Annotated in this window: 18 protein-coding genes; 16 read left to right on the forward strand and 2 right to left on the reverse strand. The window is 73.3% G+C overall.

Features of this window, described 5'->3' with window-relative positions:
* Positions 1–31: 31 nt before the first annotated feature.
* The 12 genes from O7635_RS21905 (at position 32) to O7635_RS21960 (ending at position 14,940) form a co-directional block, all read left to right on the forward strand.
* Complete coding sequence (locus O7635_RS21905; protein ID WP_278082322.1) at positions 32–1,375, forward strand: glycosyltransferase family 87 protein; 1,344 nt, start codon at positions 32–34, stop codon at positions 1,373–1,375.
* Positions 1,376–1,456: 81 nt separating this feature from the next.
* Positions 1,457–4,255, forward strand: coding sequence for a YfhO family protein (locus tag O7635_RS21910; protein WP_278082323.1), 2,799 nt, complete (start codon positions 1,457–1,459; stop codon positions 4,253–4,255).
* A gap of 83 nt (positions 4,256–4,338) precedes the next feature.
* Positions 4,339–5,340: an N-acetyl-gamma-glutamyl-phosphate reductase gene (gene argC, locus O7635_RS21915; protein WP_278082324.1), complete on the forward strand. Its 1,002-nt coding sequence runs from the start codon at positions 4,339–4,341 to the stop codon at positions 5,338–5,340.
* On the forward strand, positions 5,337–6,491 hold the full coding sequence (gene argJ / locus O7635_RS21920) for a bifunctional glutamate N-acetyltransferase/amino-acid acetyltransferase ArgJ (RefSeq protein WP_278082325.1): 1,155 nt from the start codon (positions 5,337–5,339) through the stop codon (positions 6,489–6,491). Before argC ends, argJ begins: the two co-directional genes overlap by 4 nt.
* Positions 6,488–7,384, forward strand: coding sequence for an acetylglutamate kinase (gene argB, locus O7635_RS21925; protein ID WP_278082326.1), 897 nt, complete (start codon positions 6,488–6,490; stop codon positions 7,382–7,384). Before argJ ends, argB begins: the two co-directional genes overlap by 4 nt.
* Positions 7,381–8,535, forward strand: coding sequence for an acetylornithine transaminase (locus tag O7635_RS21930; protein WP_278082327.1), 1,155 nt, complete (start codon positions 7,381–7,383; stop codon positions 8,533–8,535). The genes argB and O7635_RS21930 overlap by 4 nt, the downstream gene beginning before the upstream one ends.
* Complete coding sequence (gene argF, locus O7635_RS21935; RefSeq protein ID WP_278082328.1) at positions 8,532–9,464, forward strand: ornithine carbamoyltransferase; 933 nt, start codon at positions 8,532–8,534, stop codon at positions 9,462–9,464. The genes O7635_RS21930 and argF overlap by 4 nt, the downstream gene beginning before the upstream one ends.
* Positions 9,461–9,970: an arginine repressor gene (locus tag O7635_RS21940; protein WP_278082329.1), complete on the forward strand. Its 510-nt coding sequence runs from the start codon at positions 9,461–9,463 to the stop codon at positions 9,968–9,970. Before argF ends, O7635_RS21940 begins: the two co-directional genes overlap by 4 nt.
* Positions 9,967–11,178 carry an argininosuccinate synthase gene (locus tag O7635_RS21945; protein WP_278082330.1) on the forward strand — a complete coding sequence of 404 codons (1,212 nt, stop codon included), beginning with the start codon at positions 9,967–9,969 and terminating at the stop codon, positions 11,176–11,178. The genes O7635_RS21940 and O7635_RS21945 overlap by 4 nt, the downstream gene beginning before the upstream one ends.
* Positions 11,179–11,195: 17 nt before the next feature.
* Positions 11,196–12,629: an argininosuccinate lyase gene (gene argH, locus O7635_RS21950; RefSeq protein WP_278082331.1), complete on the forward strand. Its 1,434-nt coding sequence runs from the start codon at positions 11,196–11,198 to the stop codon at positions 12,627–12,629.
* On the forward strand, positions 12,626–13,222 hold the full coding sequence (locus O7635_RS21955) for a DNA-3-methyladenine glycosylase (protein ID WP_278085549.1): 597 nt from the start codon (positions 12,626–12,628) through the stop codon (positions 13,220–13,222). Before argH ends, O7635_RS21955 begins: the two co-directional genes overlap by 4 nt.
* Positions 13,223–13,311: 89 nt before the next feature.
* The gene (locus tag O7635_RS21960) at positions 13,312–14,940 is read left to right on the forward strand and encodes a family 10 glycosylhydrolase (RefSeq protein WP_278082332.1); all 1,629 of its coding nucleotides are present in this window, start codon (positions 13,312–13,314) and stop codon (positions 14,938–14,940) included.
* A 38-nt stretch (positions 14,941–14,978) separates the two neighbouring features.
* On the opposite strand, the gene O7635_RS21965 is transcribed toward O7635_RS21960, so the two are convergent.
* The gene (locus tag O7635_RS21965; RefSeq protein ID WP_278082333.1) at positions 14,979–15,542 is read right to left on the reverse strand and encodes a TetR/AcrR family transcriptional regulator; all 564 of its coding nucleotides are present in this window, start codon (positions 15,540–15,542) and stop codon (positions 14,979–14,981) included.
* 96 nt (positions 15,543–15,638) lie between these two features.
* Between O7635_RS21965 and O7635_RS21970 the strand changes: the two genes are divergently transcribed.
* From O7635_RS21970 to O7635_RS21985, 4 genes are all read left to right on the forward strand, one after another.
* Positions 15,639–17,063 (forward strand): DHA2 family efflux MFS transporter permease subunit, encoded by a 1,425-nt coding sequence (locus O7635_RS21970; RefSeq protein ID WP_278082334.1) that lies wholly within the window; start codon positions 15,639–15,641, stop codon positions 17,061–17,063.
* A gap of 10 nt (positions 17,064–17,073) precedes the next feature.
* Positions 17,074–17,433 (forward strand): PadR family transcriptional regulator, encoded by a 360-nt coding sequence (locus O7635_RS21975; protein ID WP_278082335.1) that lies wholly within the window; start codon positions 17,074–17,076, stop codon positions 17,431–17,433.
* A gap of 53 nt (positions 17,434–17,486) precedes the next feature.
* Positions 17,487–17,627, forward strand: a complete 141-nt coding sequence (locus O7635_RS21980) for a hypothetical protein (RefSeq protein WP_278082336.1) — start codon at positions 17,487–17,489, stop codon at positions 17,625–17,627.
* A gap of 65 nt (positions 17,628–17,692) precedes the next feature.
* On the forward strand, positions 17,693–18,457 hold the full coding sequence (locus tag O7635_RS21985) for a 5-formyltetrahydrofolate cyclo-ligase (RefSeq protein WP_278082337.1): 765 nt from the start codon (positions 17,693–17,695) through the stop codon (positions 18,455–18,457).
* On the opposite strand, the gene O7635_RS21990 is transcribed toward O7635_RS21985, so the two are convergent.
* Positions 18,444–19,388: an NAD(P)-dependent alcohol dehydrogenase gene (locus O7635_RS21990; protein ID WP_278082338.1), complete on the reverse strand. Its 945-nt coding sequence runs from the start codon at positions 19,386–19,388 to the stop codon at positions 18,444–18,446. The two genes, O7635_RS21985 and O7635_RS21990, sit on opposite strands and share 14 nt — an antisense overlap.
* Positions 19,389–19,463: the final 75 nt, after the last annotated feature.

The following is a 19,463-nucleotide window of genomic DNA, read 5'->3' on the forward strand; positions in this document are numbered from 1 at the left end:
AACGGGTACGCCAACGGGGAGAACGCGCGCGGTGACGGTCGACGACCTGCCTCAAATCAGCGACTCGGCGCCGAACTACACCTACGTGCTGGGCGCCCTGGTGCTGCTCTGCAGCCTCCTGTTCGTGCTGGCCTACGCCCGCAACTGGGCGCCCCGCGTCGCCACCAGCGTCGGGGTCGCGCTGCTGGTCCGGGCGGTCGCCGTCTGGGTCGCGTTCGACCAGACGCCGCGGGACGTGGCGAGCTACTTCCGGACGGCCGGCGAGCTGCTGCTCAAGGGCGCCGATCCGATGACGCACATGCCGGAGTTCCGGTGGAACTTCCTCCCGTTCATGCCGGTCGTCTTCGGGGCCGAGCTCAAGACCGGCATCAACTGGGAGATCTCCGGCAAGATCGCGCCGGTCATCGCCGACCTCGTGCTGGTCGTGCTGCTGGCCAAGCTCGGCGGCCAGGAGCACGGGCGCAAGGTCGCCCTGCTCTACGCCCTGTGCCCGCTGGCGTTCCTGATCACGGCGGTGCACGGCCAGGTGGAGCCGATCGCGCTGGCCTTCGGCGTCGGGGGCTACCTCGCCGCCCGCCGCGGCCGCCCCGGCGTCGCCGGCACGCTGCTGGGCCTGGCCATCGCGGCCAAGACCTGGCCCGCCGTCCTGGTGCCCGGGCTGCTGCGGGAGATCCCGTGGCGCCGATGGTGGCGGGCGCTGGTCGGCATCGCGGCCGTCCCGCTGCTGTTCCTGCTGATGATCCCGTTCGTGCTCCACGACTCGCTGCGCGAGGCGATCCACACGCTCACCGGCTACCGGTCGTTCGTGGGCCGCTGGGGCTGGGCCGGGATGGCCTACGTCTGGGACGTCATCGGCCTCGGGTACGCCGGCCCCGGCGTCGACACCGTGCAGCGGGTGGGCACGCTGCTCACCGTGGTCGCGGTCCTCGCGGTGCTCGCGCTGCTGTGGAAGCGGGGCGACGGCGTCGTGCTGACCGCCGGCCTGATGCTGGTGTTCTTCGCGGTCACGGCGGGCTTCGGGCCGCAGTACCTGCTCTGGCCGGTGCCGTTCGTCCTGCTGCTGGGGCGGGTGACCGGCATCGTCTACGTGACGCTGGCCGGCGTCTACGCCGCGATGTTCTACATGATCTACGAAGCGCTGCCCGACGCCCGCGAGGACATGAACATCATCCTGCCGGTCGGCTCGCTGGTCGTGATCGTTGCCGGCCTGGTCGCGCTGCCGTGGCGCCCCCGCGCCACACCCGAGGCGCCGCCGGACCGGCCGGACGGTCCGGCCCAGCCGCGCGTGCCGGCTCAGGCGGGTGAGCCCGCGGCCGAGCGCACGAACGGCGACGCGGGACCGGTGCGGTCAAATTCGCCGGCCGTTGGGTCGTGATCGAGGGCGCTGCCCCCACGACCACGACACCAAGGCATAAACTTCGTTTATTCCACGAAACCACTCACGGGCGGTTCGGACATGACGACGTCGACCGCCGCACGTGACACCGCCCGCGACCCCGCCGGCGAGGCGCCGCCCCGGCCCCGGCGTGGCCGGCTGGTCGAGCGGGTGGCGCTGGGCGCCGTGCTGGCGTTCGCGCTGCTGGGCATCGGCACGCCGCTGCTCGGCCTGACCACCTTCGCCAACACCGACCTGCTGGTCAACAACAGCCCGTACGTCGGCGCCGGTCTGGCCCAGCCGCAGATCGAGAACAACATCGCCAACGACGTGGTGGCCTCGGTGCTCCCCGGCACGTCGCTGTTCGCCGACGAGTTGCGGCACGGCCGGCTGGCGGCGTGGAACCCGTACGTCGGCGGTGGCGGGACCCTCGGCGCGGTGCCCAACTTCGCGGTCCTCTCGCCGCTGACCGTGCCCTACTACGTGTTGCCGGCGTCGATGGCACCGGCCTTCGTCAAGCTGCTGGAGATCCTGGTCGCGGCCGGCGGGGCCTACCTGTTCCTGCGCCGGCTGCGGCTCGGCCGGGCGGCGGCGCTGCTCGGCGGCCTGGCCTTCACGTCCAGCGGGTTCATGATCGCGTGGACCAACTGGCCGCAGACCCGCGTGGCCGCGTTCATCCCGGCCGTCTTCTGGGCCACCGAGCGGCTGGCCGAGCACCGCCGGGTCCGCGACGGCGCACTGCTCGCGGTGGCGCTGGCCGCCATGCTGTTCGGTGGCTTCCCCGCGGTCACCGGCTACACGGTGCTGACCGCGGGCGGTTACCTGCTCGTCCGCGCCATCGCCCGCGGCCGCCCGCTCGCCCCGCTCCTGGCCGGCGCCGGCGCCCTGGTCGGCGCCGTGATGATCACCGCCATCCAGCTGCTGCCGTTCGTGGCGGCCATGCGGCACGCCCGGCTCAGCGGCCGGGGCCAGACCGGCGCCGACCACCTCGACCCGACCGCGCTGATCACCGCGTGGGCGCCGTGGTCGCTGGGCCGCGTCAACACCTTCCCGCTGCGGGACAACGCCGTCGAGTTACTCTCCTACGTGGGCGCCGCCGGGTTGGTGCTGTTCCTGCTGGCGGTGGCGCTGCCGGCCGCCGGGCGGGCGTTCCTGCCCCGCGGCGTCTGGGCCTTCTTCGTCGCGGCCACGGCCGGCTGGGCCGTGCTGATCTACCTGGGCGGCCTGCCGCTCGAGGCGGTGCAGCAGCTGCCGGTGCTGTTCGCCGACAACTTCGTCGGCCGCGCCCGCAGCGTCCTGGGCTTCCTGATCGCGGTGCTGATCGCGGTCGGCTTCGAGATCGCCCTGCGCTGGGTCGGCGCCGTGCTGGACGGTCCCGAGGCCCGGCCGGCCCCGGTGCGCGGGCGGAGCCGGGTGTGGGCGATCGGCGTCGCGGGCGCCGGCCTGGTCGGGCTCGCGGTGACGACCCTGCGCGGCTTCCTCGTGGTGGACGGGCCCGACAGCGTGGTCGGGCCGGGCTGGTTCGCGGTCCGGGTCGGTGCGGGGCTGGCGATCATCGCGCTCACCGTGCTGGCCGTGGCGGTGCTGTGGCGCTCCGGGGCCAAGACGGCCCGACCGAGGTTGGCTGTGGCGGCCGCGGCCGTGGTGCCCGCGCTGCTGCTGGTGCAGGCGCTGGCCACGGTCTACGCGTACTGGCCGCGGGTCGACCGCGACACCTGGTATCCGCGTACCGACGTGCACCAGTTCCTGAGCGCGAACCTCGGACACGACCGGTTCGCCGCGGCCGAGGGCGGCATGTATCCCGGCGCCGACAGCGCGGCCAGGCTCCGCTCGCTGACCGGCGAGGCGTTCTTCGACCTCCGCTTCGCGGAGACGATCCGCGGCCTGCCCGGCGAGAAGTTCTCCAGCACGCTGCTGCGCCTGCCGGCCACCGCCGACGTCGCGCGCAGCGCGCTGCTCGACCGCCTCTCGGTGCGCTACCTCGTGACCACGCCGTGGGAGAAGCCGTTCGGCCCGGAAACGGCCGAGGCGGGCGACGGCCGCACGGTCACCATCCGGCCCGGCGAGCCGCGCACTGTCCGACTGACCGCCCGCGGGCCCATCCGCGGCGTCGCGGTCACGCCGGCGGAGGCCGGGACGAAGACGACCCGGCTCTCGGTGAGCCTGCGCGACGCCGCCGGCGCCGAGGTGGCCAAGGGTGGTCGCCCGCTGCTGGAGAAGGCCGGGACACCGGCGTACGTGGCCGTGGCCGGCGACCGGGTCCCGGCGGGCGCCGCGCTGACCGCCATGATCACGGTCGAGGGCGGCCCGGTCAGGGTGGCCGCGGTCGGGGACCGGCCCGCCGTGTCGACGGTCGCGGCGGCCGACGACGGCCTGCGGATCGCCTATGCCGGGAACTCGACCGTCTGGGAGCGGACGACCGTGCTGCCCCGGATCCGGTGGGCGAGCGAGGTCCACGTGGGCGAGGGGCCGGGACCGCGGGTGCGGGCGATGCGCGACGGCGGGCTGCGGCCGGACCAGGTCGTGCTGGACGCGCCGCCGGCGAGCCCGGTCGACGGCCGGCCGGCCACCGTCACCGTGCTCGAGGACGGCACCGACGACATCGCCGCCCGGGTCGACGCGCAGGGCGCGGGCTACCTGGTCGTGGCCGACCCGCTGCAGCACGGCTGGGGCGTCACGGTCGACGGGAAGGCGGCGACGCTCATCCCGGCCGACAACGGCCTGGTGGCGGTCGCGGTGCCGGCGGGCAGCCACACGGTGCGCCTGGCCTATCGCATGCCCATGCACAACGCGGGCGCCTGGATCTCCGGCGCCGCGCTGATCGGGCTGCTCGGCATCGCCGCCGGGGTGGTGGTCCGCCGGCGTCGCCCGACCGCGTGATTGGTCATACACCGGACTGCATGATCTTGCGATCCGGAAGCGGATGCTGATACCGTTCTTCGCATAGACATGCGGAGGTGCACATGGGCATCCGGGTCGCGGTGGCCGGGGCGAGCGGATACGCGGGCGGCGAGCTCGTCCGCCTGATCGCCGGGCACCCCGAGCTCGACCTGCACGCCGTCACCGCGCACAGCCAGGCCGGCCAGCCGCTGGCGGCCGTGCATCCCCAGCTGGCGGGCCTCGACCTGACGCTGACCGCCACCGACCCCGGCGCGCTGGGCGACGCGGACCTGGTCTTCCTCGCCCTGCCACATGGCGAGTCGGCCGCGCTCGCCGCCCAGCTGCCCGAATCGGTCAAGGTCGTCGACCTCGGCGCCGACCACCGGCTCACCGATGCCGCGGCCTGGGCCGACTACTACGGCGGTCCGCACGCCGGCGCCTGGACCTACGGCCTGCCGGAGCTGCCCGGCCAGCGCGCGGCGATCGCCGCCAGCGACCGGGTCGCCAACACCGGCTGCTACGCCGCGACGATCACGCTGGCCCTGGCGCCGCTGATCGCGGCCGGCGCGGTCGAGCCCGACGACGTCGTGGTGGTGGCCGCGTCCGGCACGAGCGGCGCCGGCCGGGCGGCCAAGCCGCACCTGCTGGCCACCGAGGTGATGGGCGACCTGTCGACCTACCGGACCGGCGCGCACCAGCACGTCCCGGAGATCAAGCAGGCCACCGGCGCGCGGTCGTTGTCGATGACGCCGCTGCTGGCCCCCATGCCGCGCGGCATCCTGGCCACGGTGACCGCCCGGCCGACCGGCGCCGCCGACGCGGCCGCGGTGCTCGCGGAGGCGTACGCCGGTGAGCCGTTCGTGCGGGTGCTGCCGGCCGGGACCTTCCCGCGGACCGCGGCCACCCTGGGCTCCAACACCTGCCACCTGCAGGCCACCGTCGACCGTGACTCCGGCCGGGTGATCGTGGTCAGCGCGCTCGACAACCTCGGCAAGGGCGCCGCCGGCCAGGCCGTCCAGTGCGCCAACCTCATGCTCGGCCTGCCGGAGACCACCGGCCTGTCCGCCTTCGGAGTGACGCCATGAGCGTGACGGCTCCACAGGGGTTTCGGGCGGCGGGGGTGGCCGCGGGGCTCAAGTCCAGTGGTGAGCCCGATGTCGCGCTGGTTGTCAACGACGGGCCCGAGGCCATGGTGGCCGGGGTGTTCACCGCCAACCGGGTCAAGGCGGCGCCGGTGCTCTGGAGCGAGCAGGTCGTGCACGGGGGAGTCGTGCGCGCGGTCGTGCTCAACTCGGGGGGCGCCAACGCCTGCACCGGCCCGCTCGGCTTCCAGGACACCCACGCCACCGCCGAGCACGTGGCCGAAGCCCTCGGCGGGATCGGGGCCGGCGAGGTCGCGGTCTGCTCGACCGGCCTGATCGGCGAGCGGCTGCCGATGGACAAGCTGCTCCCCGGTGTCAGCGCGGCGGTGGCCGCCCTGGCGGGCGACGGCGGTGCCGCGGCGGCGCGGGCCATCATGACCACCGACACCAAGGCGAAGTCCACTGTGGTCGAGGGCGCCGGGTGGACCGTCGGCGGCATGGTTAAGGGCGCCGGCATGCTGGCGCCCGGGCTGGCCACGATGCTCTGCGTGCTGACCACCGACGCGGTCGCCGACGCGCAGACCCTCGACGTGGCGCTGCGGGCGGCGACCCGGGTCACCTTCGACCGCGTCGACTCCGACGGCGCGATGTCCACCAACGACACCGTGCTGCTGCTGGCCAGCGGCGCGTCCGGTGTCTCGCCGTCGACCGCGGACCTGGCCGCGGCCGTCACCGCCGCCTGCCGCGACCTCTGCGACCAGCTCGTCGACGACGCCGAGGGCGCCACCAAGAAGGTGGCCGTCGAGGTCACCGGGGCCGCTTCCGAGGACGACGCGGTCGAGGTCGGTCGGGCGGTCGCCCGCAACAACCTCGTCAAGACGGCGCTGTTCGGCAACGACCCCAACTGGGGCCGGATCCTGGCCGCGGTCGGCACCACGGCGGCGGCGTTCGAGCCGGACCTGCTCGACGTGGCCGTCAACGGCGTCTGGGTCTGCCGGTCCGGCGGTGCGGCCGAGGACCGCTCCAAAGTGGACCTGAGTGGCCGCGACGTGACGATCCGGATCGAGCTGCACGCCGGCCCGGCCCGCGCCACGATCTGGACCAACGACCTGTCGCACGGCTACGTCCACGAGAACTCGGCCTACTCCACATGACCGCATCCCTTTCCCGCGACCAGACCGACGCGCAAACGAAGGCCGCCACGCTGATCGAGGCGCTGCCGTGGCTGGCGCGGTTCCACGGCGCCACCGTCGTCGTCAAGTACGGCGGCAACGCGATGGTCGACCCGGAGCTCCAGCGGGCCTTCGCGGCCGACATGGTGTTCCTGCGCTACGCCGGGCTCAAGCCGGTCGTCGTGCACGGCGGCGGTCCGCAGATCTCGGCGATGCTGGGCAAGCTCGGCATCGTCTCCGAGTTCAAGGGCGGCCTGCGGGTCACCACGCCCGAGGCGATGGACGTCGTGCGGATGGTGCTGGTCGGCCAGGTCGGCCGGGAGCTGGTCGGTCTGATCAACGAGTACGGGCCGTTCGCGGTCGGGCTCTCCGGCGAGGACGCGCGGCTGTTCACCGCCGTGCGCCGTCCGGCGTTCGTCGACGGCGAGGCCGTGGACGTCGGGCAGGTCGGCGACGTGGCGGAGGTCGACACCTCGGCCGTCGACGATCTGATCGCGGCCGGCCGGATCCCGGTCATCTCGACCGTCGCGCCGGACGCCGACGGTGTGCTGCACAACCTCAACGCCGATACGGCCGCGGCCGCGCTGGCCATCGCCCTAGAGGCGCGCAAGCTGGTCGTGCTGACCGACGTGGCGGGCCTCTACGCCGACTGGCCCGACACCGACAGCCTGGTCTCCCAGATCACCGCCCCCGACCTCGAGACCCTGCTGCCGACGCTCGCCGCGGGCATGGTGCCGAAGATGGAGGCGTGCCTGCGCGCGGTGCGTGGCGGCGTGCCCGCCGCGCACGTGGTCGACGGTCGGGTCGCCCACTCCACGTTGCTCGAAGTGTTCACGTCGGAGGGTTTCGGAACCATGGTGGTGAACGCGTCATGACGCTGGTCGACCGCTGGCAGCGGTCCATGATGGACAACTACGGCACCCCGCCGCTGGCCCTCGTGCGCGGCGCGGGCGCGGTCGTCACCGACGAGGCCGGCCGGTCCTATGTCGACCTGCTGGGCGGCATCGCGGTCAACGCCCTCGGCCACGCCCACCCCGCGGTCGTCGAGGCCGTCACCCGCCAGGTCGGCACGCTCGGCCACGTCTCCAACCTCTACGTCGCCGAGCCGCCGGTCGCGCTGGCCGAGCTGCTGCTGGCGCTGGCCGGCCGCCCGGGCCGCGTGTTCTTCGCGAACTCCGGCGCCGAGGCCAACGAGGCCGCGTTCAAGCTCTCCCGGCTGACCGGGCGCGGTCACGTGGTGGCCACCGTGGGCGGTTTCCATGGCCGCACGATGGGCGCGCTCGCGCTGACCGGGCAACCGGCCAAGGTCGACCCGTTCCGCCCGCTGCCCGGCGAGGTCACCCACGTCCCCTACGGCGACAGCGCCGCGTTGGCCGACGCGGTCACCGGGGACACCGCGATGGTGATCCTGGAGCCGATCCAGGGCGAGAACGGCGTCGTCGTCCCGCCGCCGGGCTACCTGGCCGCGGCCCGGGAGATCACCGCGCGGCACGGCGCCCTGCTGGTGCTCGACGAGGTGCAGACCGGCATCGGTCGCACCGGCCACTGGTTCGCGCACCAGGCCGACGGCATCGAGCCCGACGTCATCACGCTGGCCAAGGGGCTCGGCGGCGGCCTGCCGATCGGCGCGTGCGTCGCCTTCGGCGCGGCCGGCGACCTGCTCGGCCCCGGCCTGCACGGCACGACGTTCGGCGGCAACCCCATCAGCTGCGCCGCCGCGCTCGCCGTGATCGGCACGATCGCCAACGAAGGCCTGCTCGACTCGGTCAAGCGGGTCGGCGAGCGGCTGCGCCGCGGCGTCGAGGCGCTCGGCCACCCCCTGGTCGGCGAGGTGCGCGGCGCGGGCCTGCTGCTCGGCATCGTGCTCACCGAGCCGGTCTCCGCCGACCTGGCCACCAAGCTGCGCGACGCCGGGTTCCTGGTCAACCCCATCCAGCCCGGCGTGCTCCGGCTGGCGCCACCCCTGATCCTGACCGCCGACCAGGCCGACGCGTTCGTCTCGGCCCTAGCCGAGGTGCTCCCATGACCCGCCCCCGCCATTTCCTGCGAGACGACGACCTGACGCCGGCCGAGCAGTCGGCGGTGCTGGACCTGGCCGCCGAGATGAAGGCCGACCGGTTCAAGTACCGGACGCTGGAGGGCCCGCGTTCGGTCGCGGTGCTCTTCGATAAGCAGAGCCTGCGCACCCGGGTGTCGTTCGCCGCCGGCATCGCGGAGCTCGGCGGCAACCCGATCGTGGTGGACTCCGGCGGCACCCACGCCGGCCGCGGCGAGACCGCGGCGGACACCGGGCGGGTGCTGTCCCGCTACGTCTCCGCCATCGTCATGCGGACGTTCGCCGACAGCCACCTCGCCGAGGTCGCGTCGGGGGCGAGCGTGCCGGTCGTCAACGCGCTCACCGACGGCTTCCACCCGTGCCAGCTGCTGGCCGACCTGCTGACGATCCGCGAGCGCTGCGGTGGCACGCAGGGCCGGGTGCTGGCTTACCTGGGCGACGCGGGCAACAACATGGCGCACTCCTACCTGCTCGCCGGCGCGACCGCCGGCATGCACGTGCGGATCTCCGGCCCGGAGGCGCACCTGCCCGACGCCGCGGTGCTGGAGAAGGCGACCCAGATCGCGGCCACGACCGGCGGATCGGTGCGCACCATAACGGACCCGTACGCCGCGGCCCGCGGCGCCGACGTCGTCGCCACCGACACCTGGACCTCGATGGGCCAGGAGGACGACGGCTTCGACCGGATGACGCCGTTCCTGCCGTACCGGATCGACGCCGACCTGATCGCCGAGGCCGCCGCGCACGCGGTCGTGCTGCACTGCCTGCCGGCGCACCGCGGCCACGAGATCACCGACGAGGTGCTCGACGGCCAGCAGAGCGCGGTGCTCGACCAGGCCGAGAATCGCCTGCACGCCCAGAAGGCCCTGCTCGCCTTCCTGGTCGAGGAGTCGGCATGACAGCCCCGGTGACGCGTGCGGCGCGGCATGCCCGGATCGTGGAGCTGATCCGGGCCAAGTCGATCCGGTCGCAGACCGAGCTCGCCGAACTGCTGGCGGGGGACGGCCTCGTGGTCACCCAGGCGACGCTCTCCCGCGACCTCGAGGAGCTGCGGGCGGTCAAGGTTCGCGGCGCCGACGGGCCGGCGGTCTACGTGATCCCGGAGGACGGGCACCGGCCGCTGCGCGACGCCGAGGCCGCCTCGGCCCGGCTGATCCGGCTGCTGCGCGAACTGCTCACCGGGGTCGACGCGAGCGGCAACATCGCCGTCCTGCGCACCCCACCGGGCGCCGCCCAGTATCTGGCCAGCGCGCTGGACCGGACCGGACTGCCCGAGGTCGTCGGCACCATCGCCGGCGACGACACCATCCTCGTCGTCTCGCGGGACGCCATGGGCGGCGCCGCCCTGGCCGACAAGCTTTCCGGCTGGGCCGGAGAACCACTCGAAGGGAGCACCACCACATGACCGAGCGCGTCGTCCTCGCATATTCCGGAGGTCTCGACACCTCCGTCGCCATTCCGTACCTCGCCGAGAAGACCGGCGCCGAGGTGATCGCGGTCGCGGTCGACGTCGGCCAGGGCGGCGAGGACATGAACGTCATCCGCCAGCGGGCGATCGACTGCGGCGCGGTCGAGTCCGAGGTGGTCGACGCGCGTGACGAGTTCGCGGCCGACTACTGCCTGCCGGCGATCAGCGCCAACGCGCTCTACATGGACCGCTACCCGCTGGTCTCCGCGCTGTCCCGGCCGCTGATCGTCAAGCACCTCGTCACCGCCGCCCGCCAGCACGGCGGCACGATCGTGTCGCACGGCTGCACGGGCAAGGGCAACGACCAGGTGCGGTTCGAGGTCGGCCTCGGCGCGCTCGCGCCCGACCTCAAGGTGGTCGCCCCGGCCCGGGACTTCGCGTGGACCCGGGACAAGGCCATCGCGTACGCGGAGGAGAAGGGCCTGCCGATCGACGTGACGGCGAAGTCGCCGTACTCGATCGACCAGAACCTGTGGGGTCGCGCCGTCGAGACGGGCTTCCTCGAGGACATCTGGAACGGGCCGATCGAGGACGTCTACTCGTACACCTCGAACCCGGCCGAGCCGCGCGACCCCGACGAGGTCGTGATCACCTTCGACGGTGGCGTGCCGGTCGCGATCGACGGCGAGACCGTGACCCCGTTCCAGGCGATCGCCGAGCTCAACCGGCGGGCCGGCGCCCAGGGCGTGGGCCGGCTCGACATGGTCGAGGACCGGCTGGTGGGCATCAAGAGCCGCGAGGTGTACGAGGCGCCCGGCGCGATCGCCCTGATCACGGCGCACCAGGAGCTCGAGGCCGTCACGGTCGAGCGGGACGTGGCCCGGTTCAAGAAGAGCGTCGACCAGCGCTGGGCCGAGCTCGCGTACGACGGGCTCTGGTTCTCGCCGCTCAAGCACGCGCTGGACGCGTTCATCGCCGACACGCAGAAGCACGTCTCCGGCGAGGTCCGGCTGACGCTGCACGGCGGCCGCGCGGTGGTCACGGGCCGGCGCTCGGAGTCGTCGCTGTACGACTTCGGCATGGCCACCTACGACACCGGCGACACGTTCGACCAGTCGCTGGCCAAGGGCTTCGTGCAGCTGTGGGGCCTGCCGTCGCGCATGGCGGCCGCCCGGGATGCCCGGTTGGGCGGCCCGTCGGCGTGACCGACAGAATGGTGGCCGTGACTGATCAGTCTGTTTCGCGCACGAGCCTGTGGGGCGGCCGGTTCGCCGGCGGCCCCGCGGAGGCCCTCGCCCGCCTGTCGGTGAGCGTCCAGTTCGACTGGCGGCTCGCCCCCTACGACCTGGCGGCGTCCCGGGCGCACGCCCGGGTGCTCGCGCACGCCGGGTTGCTCGACGCGGAGGAGCTGGGCCAGATGCTGGCCGCGCTCGACGACCTGGAGGCCGCCTGCGCCTCCGGGGCGTTCCGGCCGACGGTCGACGACGAGGACGTCCACACCGCGCTGGAGCGCGGCCTGCTGGAGCGGCTGGGCTCGCTCGGCGGCAAGCTGCGCGCCGGCCGGTCCCGCAACGACCAGGTCGCCACCGACCTGCGGCTCTATCTGCGCGATCACGCCCGCGGCGTGGCCGCCCGCCTGGTCGAGCTGGCTTCCGCGCTGACCGAGCAGGCCGCGCTGCACGTCGAGACGCCGGCGCCCGGCATGACCCACGTGCAGCACGCCCAGCCGGTCACCTTCGGGCACTGGCTGCTCGCGCACGTGCAGCCGCTGCTGCGCGACCTCGACCGGCTGCGCGACTGGGACAAGCGCACCGCGATCTCGCCGCTGGGCGCCGGCGCGTTGGCCGGCTCGTCGCTGCCGCTGGACCCGGTGGTCGTGGCCAAGGAGCTCGGTTTCACCACGTCGGCGGCCAACTCGATGGACGCCGTGGCCGACCGCGACTTCGCGGCCGAGTTCCTGTTCGTCACCGCGCTGGCCGGGGTGCACCTCTCCCGGCTCGGCGAGGAGGTGGTGATGTGGACGTCGCAGGAGTTCGGCTGGGTCGAGCTCGACGACGCGTTCGCCACCGGCTCGTCGATTATGCCGCAGAAGAAGAACGCGGACATCGCCGAGCTGGCCCGGGGCAAGTCCGGCCGGCTGGTCGGCGGCCTCGTCGCGGTGCTGACCATGCTCAAGGGCCTGCCGCTGACCTACGACCGCGACATGCAGGAGGACAAGGAGCCGGTCTTCGACGCGGTCGACACGCTGGAGCTGCTGCTGCCGGCACTGGCGGGGATGATCTCCACGATGACCGTGCGGACCGACCGGCTGACCGCCGCCGCGCCGGTCGGCTTCACGCTCGCCACCGAGGTCGCCGACTGGCTGGTCCGGCGGGGCGTGCCGTTCCGCGACGCGCACGAGGTGACCGGCAAGCTGGTGTCGCTGTGCGAGTCCCGCTCGTGCGCGCTGGACGAGCTCTCCGACGAGGACCTGGCCAAGGTCAGCCCGCTGCTGACGCCCGAGGTGCGGCAGGTGCTGTCGGTCGAGTCGGCGCTGGCGTCGCGCACGACGCCGGGCTCGACGGGCCCGGGCCCGGTGGCCGACCAGCTGGCGTCGGTGCAGGACAAGCTGGAGGGTTGGCGGGAGTGGGCCGCGCAGCGCGTCGTCCCGCGCTGAGGTCGGTGCTCGCCGGCCCGGTCGAGACCGCCGCGCGGGCCCTGCTCGGCTGCCAGCTGACGGCGGGTGGGGTCACCGTGCGGTTGACCGAGGTGGAGGCGTACGCGGGGACGGGTGAGGACCCGGCCTCGCACGCCCACCGCGGCCGGACGCAGCGCAACGCCATCATGTTCGGTCCGGCCGGGTTCGCCTACGTCTACTTCACCTACGGCATGCACTGGTGCATGAACGTGGTCACCGGAACCTCGGGCGTCGCCTCGGCGGTGCTGCTGCGGGCGGGCGAGGTGGTCTCCGGCCTGGACGCCGCCCGGGTCCGGCGCCCGGCGGTCCGGCGCGACGTGGACCTGGCCCGCGGGCCCGCCCGGCTCTGTGCGGCGCTGGGCATCGACCGCTCGGCGTACGGCCTGGACCTGCTCTCGGCGGCGAGCCCGGTGCGCCTGTCCTGGGGCCCGTCGTCGCCGCCGGACGAGGCGGTCGAAGTCGGGCCGCGGGTCGGCGTGACCGGCGCGCACGACCTGGAATGGCGGTTCTGGATCAGCGGCGACCCGACCGTGAGCGCCTACCGGCGACACGTACCCCGGACACGCATCTAAGAAGGTCTTGCTTTCGATCGCCGTTGCCGTGAAGATTTCCTTCAGTGTGACAATCCTGAGGGCAAAAATCTTCCCGGAGGTACGCACGCATGGCACGCAGACTCGGCGCGGCGTTGGGTGCCGCGGCGTTGACCCTTTCGTTGTTGGCCGTCGTGGCGCCCGCGCCGGCGGCGGCGACCGGCTCGTCGGGCGCGGCGGGCACGGCCACCTGCGTCACCGACCCGGCCGCGCCCAAGCGGCAGTTCCGGGCGATGTGGATCTCGTCGGTGGTCAACATCGACTGGCCGACCAAGGCGTCGCAGACCGCCCCTGACGTGATCGCGGCGCAGAAGGCCGAATACCTCGGCTGGCTCGACCTCGCCGAGCGGCTCAACCACACCGCCGTGATCGTGCAGGTCCGGCCGACCGCCGACGCGTTCTGGCCCTCACCGCACGAGCCGTGGTCGGAGTTCCTCACCGGCGTGCGGGGGCAGGACCCCGGCTGGGACCCGCTGGCCTTCGTGATCGACGAGGCGCACAAGCGCAACCTCGAGTTCCACGCCTGGATGAACCCCTACCGCGTCTCCATGCCGGACGGCGCCGGGGTCGACATCAACAAGCTCGCGCCCAACCACCCCGTGCGGCAGCACCCCGACTGGGTGGTGCCCTACCCGATCAATGCGGCCGGCGCGCGCCTCTACTACAACCCCGGCATCCCTGAGGTACGCGCGTTCGTGCAGACCGCGATGCTGGACGCGGTGAAGCGTTACGACGTCGACGGCGTGCACTTCGACGACTACTTCTACCCCTATCCGGCGGCCAACCAGGACTTCGCCGACGACGCGACGTTCGCCGCGTACAACCGGGGGTTCACCGACAAAGCCGACTGGCGGCGCGACAACATCAACCTGCTGGTCCAGGAGTTCGGCACGGCCGTGAAGGCGGCCAAGCCGTGGGTGAAGTTCGGCATCAGCCCGTTCGGCATCTGGCGCAACAAGACCGCCGACCCGCTCGGCTCCGACACGGCCGGCTCGCAGTCCTACGACATCATTTCCGCCGACACCCGCAAGTGGGTCAAGGAGGAGTGGATCGACTACATCGTGCCGCAGATCTACTGGAGCATGGGCTTCACGGTGGCCGACTACGCGAAGCTGGTCCCGTGGTGGTCCGATGTGGTCAGTGGCACCAACGTGCAGCTCTACATCGGTGAGGCCGACTACAAGATCGCGGCCAACGCCGACACCAACTGGAACGACCCGCGGGAGATGACCGACCACCTGGCGTTCGCCAAGGGCTACAACGTCTCCGGGCACGTGCACTTCAGCGCGGTCCAGGTGCGGGCCAACAAGCTGGGCGCGACCGACATCTACGCGGCCGAGCACTACGCCCACCCGGCGCTGGTGCCCACGATGAGCCACCTGCCGAGCAAGCCGCTGCTGTTCCCGGTCGTCACCTCCGCCAGCCGGGACTCCGCCGGCGTCGTCACGCTGCGCTGGAAGCAGCCGGCCAACGGGGCCGGGCCCTTCGGCAAGGCGACGTCGTACGCGGTCTACCGGTTCGACGGGATCCGGGTGCCGACCGCCTGTGACCGGGCCGACGCGACGCACCTGCTCGACACGGTCCGCGCCGAGTCCTTCGTGGACACGACAGCGCAGCCGGGTCAGCGCTACACCTACGTGGTGACCGCGCTCGACCGGCTGTGGAACGAGAGCCCGGGGTTGCCGACGCCGGTGTTCTAGCCCGTTTCGCCTGGGCGCCCACCCCGTGTGGTGGGCGCTCAGCCTTTCTCGTGCGGGTGTTCGAAGCCGCTGAGCATCTCGCGCATCCACGGCTCCTGGGGGACCGGGTCGGGGCCGATCACCCGCATCGACGCCAGCACGGTGAGCAGCATGCCCATGGCGATGAACTCGCGGCCCTCGGCCGCCGTCGCGCCGGTCAGCCGCTGCACGAGCTCGTAGATGTCGCCGTAGCAACGGCGGGCCACCCGGCCGATCTCGTCGTCGGCGTTGGCGGCGGCGAAGCCGTGCAGCAACACCGGCAGCATGTCCCGCTGGGCCAGCAACTGGTCGAAGCCGGCGCCCAGGTCGGACAACTGGGCGCCCTCGGCCGGCGCCGCGTCCCGGAAGGCCTGCTGGATCCGGTCGCTGACGTGCTTGATCACCGTGATGAACAGGGCCTGCTTGGAGCCGAACAGGCGGATCACGTAGGGCTGGGACACCCCGGCCAGGCGGGCGATGTCGTCGGTGCTCGTGCCGGCGTAGCCGCCCTTGGCGAACGCGACTATCGCGGCCTCGATCAGCTGTTCGCTGCGCTCGGCGGCGGTCAGGCGGGTGCGGGTCACTGTTCGGGTCCTCCTTGCAGGTTTTCTGTTGACAGGTTATCAGTCGATTACTACCTTAGTTGTTATCAGCGGATAACAACTAGGGGGAGCACCACCATGGCCACCACCGCCACACCAGTCGCAGCGGCGCCGCGGGGCGCGCCGGCGCGATCCCGGTCGCTGGCCGCGGTCCTGATCGCGGTCGGCGTGCCGATGTTCATGGTCACGCTGGACAACCTGGTCGTGACCACGGCGCTGCCGGTCATCCGGACCGAGCTCGGCGCGTCGCTCACCGACCTGTCCTGGTTCGTCAACGCCTACACGCTGCCGTTCGCGGCGCTGCTGCTCACGGCGGCCGCGATCGGCGACCGGATCGGCCGGCGGCGGCTCTTCGTCGCGGGCATCGCGCTGTTCACGCTCGCCTCGGCCGCCTGTGCGCTGGCCACCGAGCCGTGGATGCTCACCGCCGCCCGCGCGGTCCAGGGTGTCGGCGGCGCGATGGTGATGCCCCTGTCCCTGACCCTGCTCGCGGCGGCCGTGCCCGAGCGCATGCGCAACGCCGCGATCGGCATCTGGGGCGGCATCAGCGGGCTCGGGGTCGCGGTCGGCCCGGTGGTCGGCGGCGCGGTGGCCGAGGGCCTGCACTGGACCTGGATCTTCTGGCTCAACGTGCCGATCGGCGTGCTGGCCATCGTCGTGGCGCGGCTGGTGCTGACCGAGTCCCACGGCGGCTCCCGCCGGCTCGACCCGCTCGGCCTCGTCCTCGTCTCGCTCGGCATGTTCGGCCTGATCTGGGGCGTCGTGCACGGCGCGGACGACGGCTGGACCTCGTTCGGGGTGCTCGGCACGCTGCTCGGCGGCGCCGCCCTGCTGGTCGCGTTCGTGGCCTGGGAGCGGCGGGCGCCCGCGCCGATGCTGCCGCCGCGGCTGTTCCGCTCGCGCGGCTTCTCGGTCGTCAACGTGGTCGCGTTCCTGTTCTCGGTCGGCGTCTTCGGCTCGGTCTTCCTGCTCGCGCAGTTCTTCCAGGTGGTCCAGGGGCTCGGGCCGTTCGGCTCCGGTGTCCGCACGCTGCCCTGGACGGCGGCGCCGATGGTGGTCGCGCCGATCGCGGGCCTGCTGGTCGGCCGGGTCGGCAGCCGGGCGCTGATCGTGCTCGGCCAGGTGCTGCTCGGCGCCGGCCTGCTCTGGATCGCACTGCAGTCCGCGGTCGACGTCGGCTTCGGCTCGCTGGTCCCGGCGTTCGTCCTCGCCGGCATCGGCATGGGCCTGACCTTCGCGCCGTTGAGCACGGTCGCGCTGGCCAGCGTCGACACCGGCGCGCAGGGCGTCGCGTCCGGGACGCTCAACATGGTCCGCGAGTTCGGCGTCGCGGTCGGCGTCGCCGCGCTGGCGTCGGTCTTCGCGAGCCAGGGCAGCTACGGCACACCCATGTCGTACGTGGACGGCCTCGTGCCCGCCGTCCTCGTCGGCGCCGCGGTGGTCGGCGGGGCGGCGCTCACCGGCCTCCTGCTCCCCGGCCGTCGCCAGGAGACCACTGTTTGAAATCTCTCGCATGACACCGGTCGAGGGCGCCGAGCGGCAGACGCAACTGCTGCGCGGCGCCCTCGACAGGTGCATGCTGGCGCTGCTGGCCAAGGAGCCGGCGCACGGCTACGAGCTGGTCCGTCGGCTCGACGAGGCGGGCCTCGACGCCGGCGGCTACGGCACGGTCTATCCGCTGCTGACCCGCATGCGCCGGCTCGGTCTGGTCGTCGACGAGCTCCAGGCCAGCCCGAGCGGGCCGCGCCGCAAGGTCTACGCGGTCACCCCGGCCGGCCACCGCCGGCTGGCGGTCTGGCGGCAGCAGTGGCAGCGGTTCGTCACCACCGTCAACGCGACCCTCGCCGACCCGCCCGGAGGCGGCCATGACTGAGTTCCAGATCGACCAGTTGGTGACGACCGCCGAGCGCGAATGGCGCCGCCTCCATGTGGTCCCCGCCGACCTCGACCGGGCTGAGCCGCGACCTCCGCGACGACCTCACCGCCGCGGCCGCCGACGGCATCGACCTGCGCGGCTGGGGCACGCCATCGCCGCGCCAGGCCACCACCCCGCCCGCCACGGCCTGACGACCCGCGCCGGACGGTTCCGGAGATTCCCGCGGCGGGCGTAGCGTCGTCGGCGGGGGTGGCCGATGGCGAGGCGGGTGCGGCGGCACGACGGTGACGCGGGAGGGTCGGCCGGCCTGCTCGCGGCCAAGGCCGCACTGCGCGACGAGGTCTGGGCCGCCATGCGGGCGGCCAAAGTGGCCCGGTTTCCCGGCGCCGAGGGGCGCATCCCCAACTTCGTCGGCGCCGAGGCCGCCGCGGAGCGGTTGCGTGGGATGGCGCAGTGGCGCCGGGCCGGCACGGTCAAGTCCAATCCGGATAGTGCGCAGCTGCCCGTACGCCAGCGGGCGCTCGAAGACGGCAAGGTCGTCTACATGGCGGTGCCGCGGCTCACCGACGCCGACCCGTTCTTCCTGCTCGACCCCGACGACCTGGCCGAGCCGCCGCGCCGGGCCGCCTCGATCCGGGGTGCCGCCCGCTCGGCCCGGCGGGTCGCGGTGGCCGACCTCGCGCCCGTCGACCTCGTGGTGATGGGCTGCGTCGCGGCCGGTGCGGACGGTGCCCGGCTCGGCAAGGGCGGCGGGTTCGCCGACCTCGAGTTCGCCGTCGCCGCCGGGGCGGGGCTGATCGGGCGCCGCACGGTGGTCGTGACGACCGTGCACGAGATCCAGGTGAAACCCGCCGGCGCGATTCCGACCGGCGCGCACGACGTACCCCTGGATTTCGTCGTGACGCCCGACCGGGTCATCGCCTGCCGGCCCGACCGACCTGCCGCCGGCATCCGCTGGGACGAACTGACCGAGGCGAAGATCGCCGCGATCCCGCTGCTCGGCGCGCTCAGGGGACCGTGACGACGACCTTGCCCAGCGCGCGGCCCTCGCCCACGTGGCGCAGCGCCGCCGGCACCTCGTCGAGCGGGTAGCGCCGGTCGATGTGGGTGACCAGCGTGCCGGCCGTGCACAGGGCCGCCATCGTCAGCAGGTCCGCCGTGCTCGCCCGCACGACCAGCAGCCGCTGGCGGCCGACCAGCGGCCCGGCGATCAGCACCTGGAACAGTGTCCCGACCGAGCCGCCGACCCAGAGATAGCGTCCGCCCGGGGCCAGGGCGCGCCGGTGGGCCAGCACCGAGCGGTGGCCGGCAAGGTCGAGCACGAGGTCCCAGCGCTGCCCGGCCCGGGTGTAGTCGACGCGCGTGTAGTCGACGACGTGGTCCGCGCCGGCCGCGCGCATGAAGTCCTGCTTCGCCGTGTTGTCGACGCCGGTGACTTCGGCGCCCGCGCGCTTCGCGAGCTGGATGGCGTACGCGCCCGTCCCGCCGCCGGCCCCGTTGACCAGCACCCGCTGGCCGGCGGTGACCCGACCCCGGATGCCCTGCAGCGCGATGACGGCAGGCTGGGGGAGCGCGGCGGCGTCGGCGAACGACAGCTCCGGCGGCTTGACCGCGAGGACCTTCTCACGCGCGACGGCGTACTCCGCGAAGCCGCCCTTGCGCTCGAGGTTGTCGCCGAAGACCTCGTCGCCGACGGCGAGCCTGGTCACATCGGGGCCGACCGCCTCGACCCGGCCGGCGACGTCGGAGCCGAGCGTCGGGATCCGTGGGCGGCGCAGCCCGCCGACCCGGGAGTAGAGCGGCCGGCCGACCAGCGTTTCCCAGTCGGACGCGTTGACGCCGACCGCATGCAGCTTGACCAGCACCTCGTCGGCCCGGGGCTCGGGCCGGGGCACATCCGCCAGGCGGAGAACCTCGGGCGGCCCGTACTCGTCGTACACCCACGCCTTCATGGCACCGCAGTATCTCGTCCTTTCGGCGTTCCGGTGGCCCGCTACCGCGGGTAGCGTGTCCGGAGCGGTCCGGGC

The organism is Asanoa sp. WMMD1127 (assembly GCF_029626225.1).
In the GTDB taxonomy this organism is placed as follows: domain Bacteria; phylum Actinomycetota; class Actinomycetes; order Mycobacteriales; family Micromonosporaceae; genus Asanoa.

Bases quoted from the DNA above. Each gene is read 5' to 3' on its own strand.
- O7635_RS21985 (WP_278082337.1), top strand. From the start codon at position 17,693: ATGGCGAGGCGGGTGCGGCGGCACGACGGTGACGCGGGAGGGTCGGCC.
- argB (WP_278082326.1), top strand. From the start codon at position 6,488: ATGACCGCATCCCTTTCCCGCGACCAGACCGACGCGCAAACGAAGGCC.
- argF (WP_278082328.1), top strand. From the start codon at position 8,532: ATGACCCGCCCCCGCCATTTCCTGCGAGACGACGACCTGACGCCGGCC.
- argJ (WP_278082325.1), top strand. From the start codon at position 5,337: ATGAGCGTGACGGCTCCACAGGGGTTTCGGGCGGCGGGGGTGGCCGCG.
- O7635_RS21960 (WP_278082332.1), top strand. From the start codon at position 13,312: ATGGCACGCAGACTCGGCGCGGCGTTGGGTGCCGCGGCGTTGACCCTT.
- O7635_RS21980 (WP_278082336.1), top strand. From the start codon at position 17,487: ATGTGGTCCCCGCCGACCTCGACCGGGCTGAGCCGCGACCTCCGCGAC.
- argC (WP_278082324.1), top strand. From the start codon at position 4,339: ATGGGCATCCGGGTCGCGGTGGCCGGGGCGAGCGGATACGCGGGCGGC.
- O7635_RS21975 (WP_278082335.1), top strand. From the start codon at position 17,074: ATGACACCGGTCGAGGGCGCCGAGCGGCAGACGCAACTGCTGCGCGGC.
- O7635_RS21930 (WP_278082327.1), top strand. From the start codon at position 7,381: ATGACGCTGGTCGACCGCTGGCAGCGGTCCATGATGGACAACTACGGC.
- O7635_RS21910 (WP_278082323.1), top strand. From the start codon at position 1,457: ATGACGACGTCGACCGCCGCACGTGACACCGCCCGCGACCCCGCCGGC.
- O7635_RS21990 (WP_278082338.1), bottom strand. From the start codon at position 19,388: ATGAAGGCGTGGGTGTACGACGAGTACGGGCCGCCCGAGGTTCTCCGC.
- O7635_RS21945 (WP_278082330.1), top strand. From the start codon at position 9,967: ATGACCGAGCGCGTCGTCCTCGCATATTCCGGAGGTCTCGACACCTCC.
- O7635_RS21970 (WP_278082334.1), top strand. From the start codon at position 15,639: ATGGCCACCACCGCCACACCAGTCGCAGCGGCGCCGCGGGGCGCGCCG.
- O7635_RS21940 (WP_278082329.1), top strand. From the start codon at position 9,461: ATGACAGCCCCGGTGACGCGTGCGGCGCGGCATGCCCGGATCGTGGAG.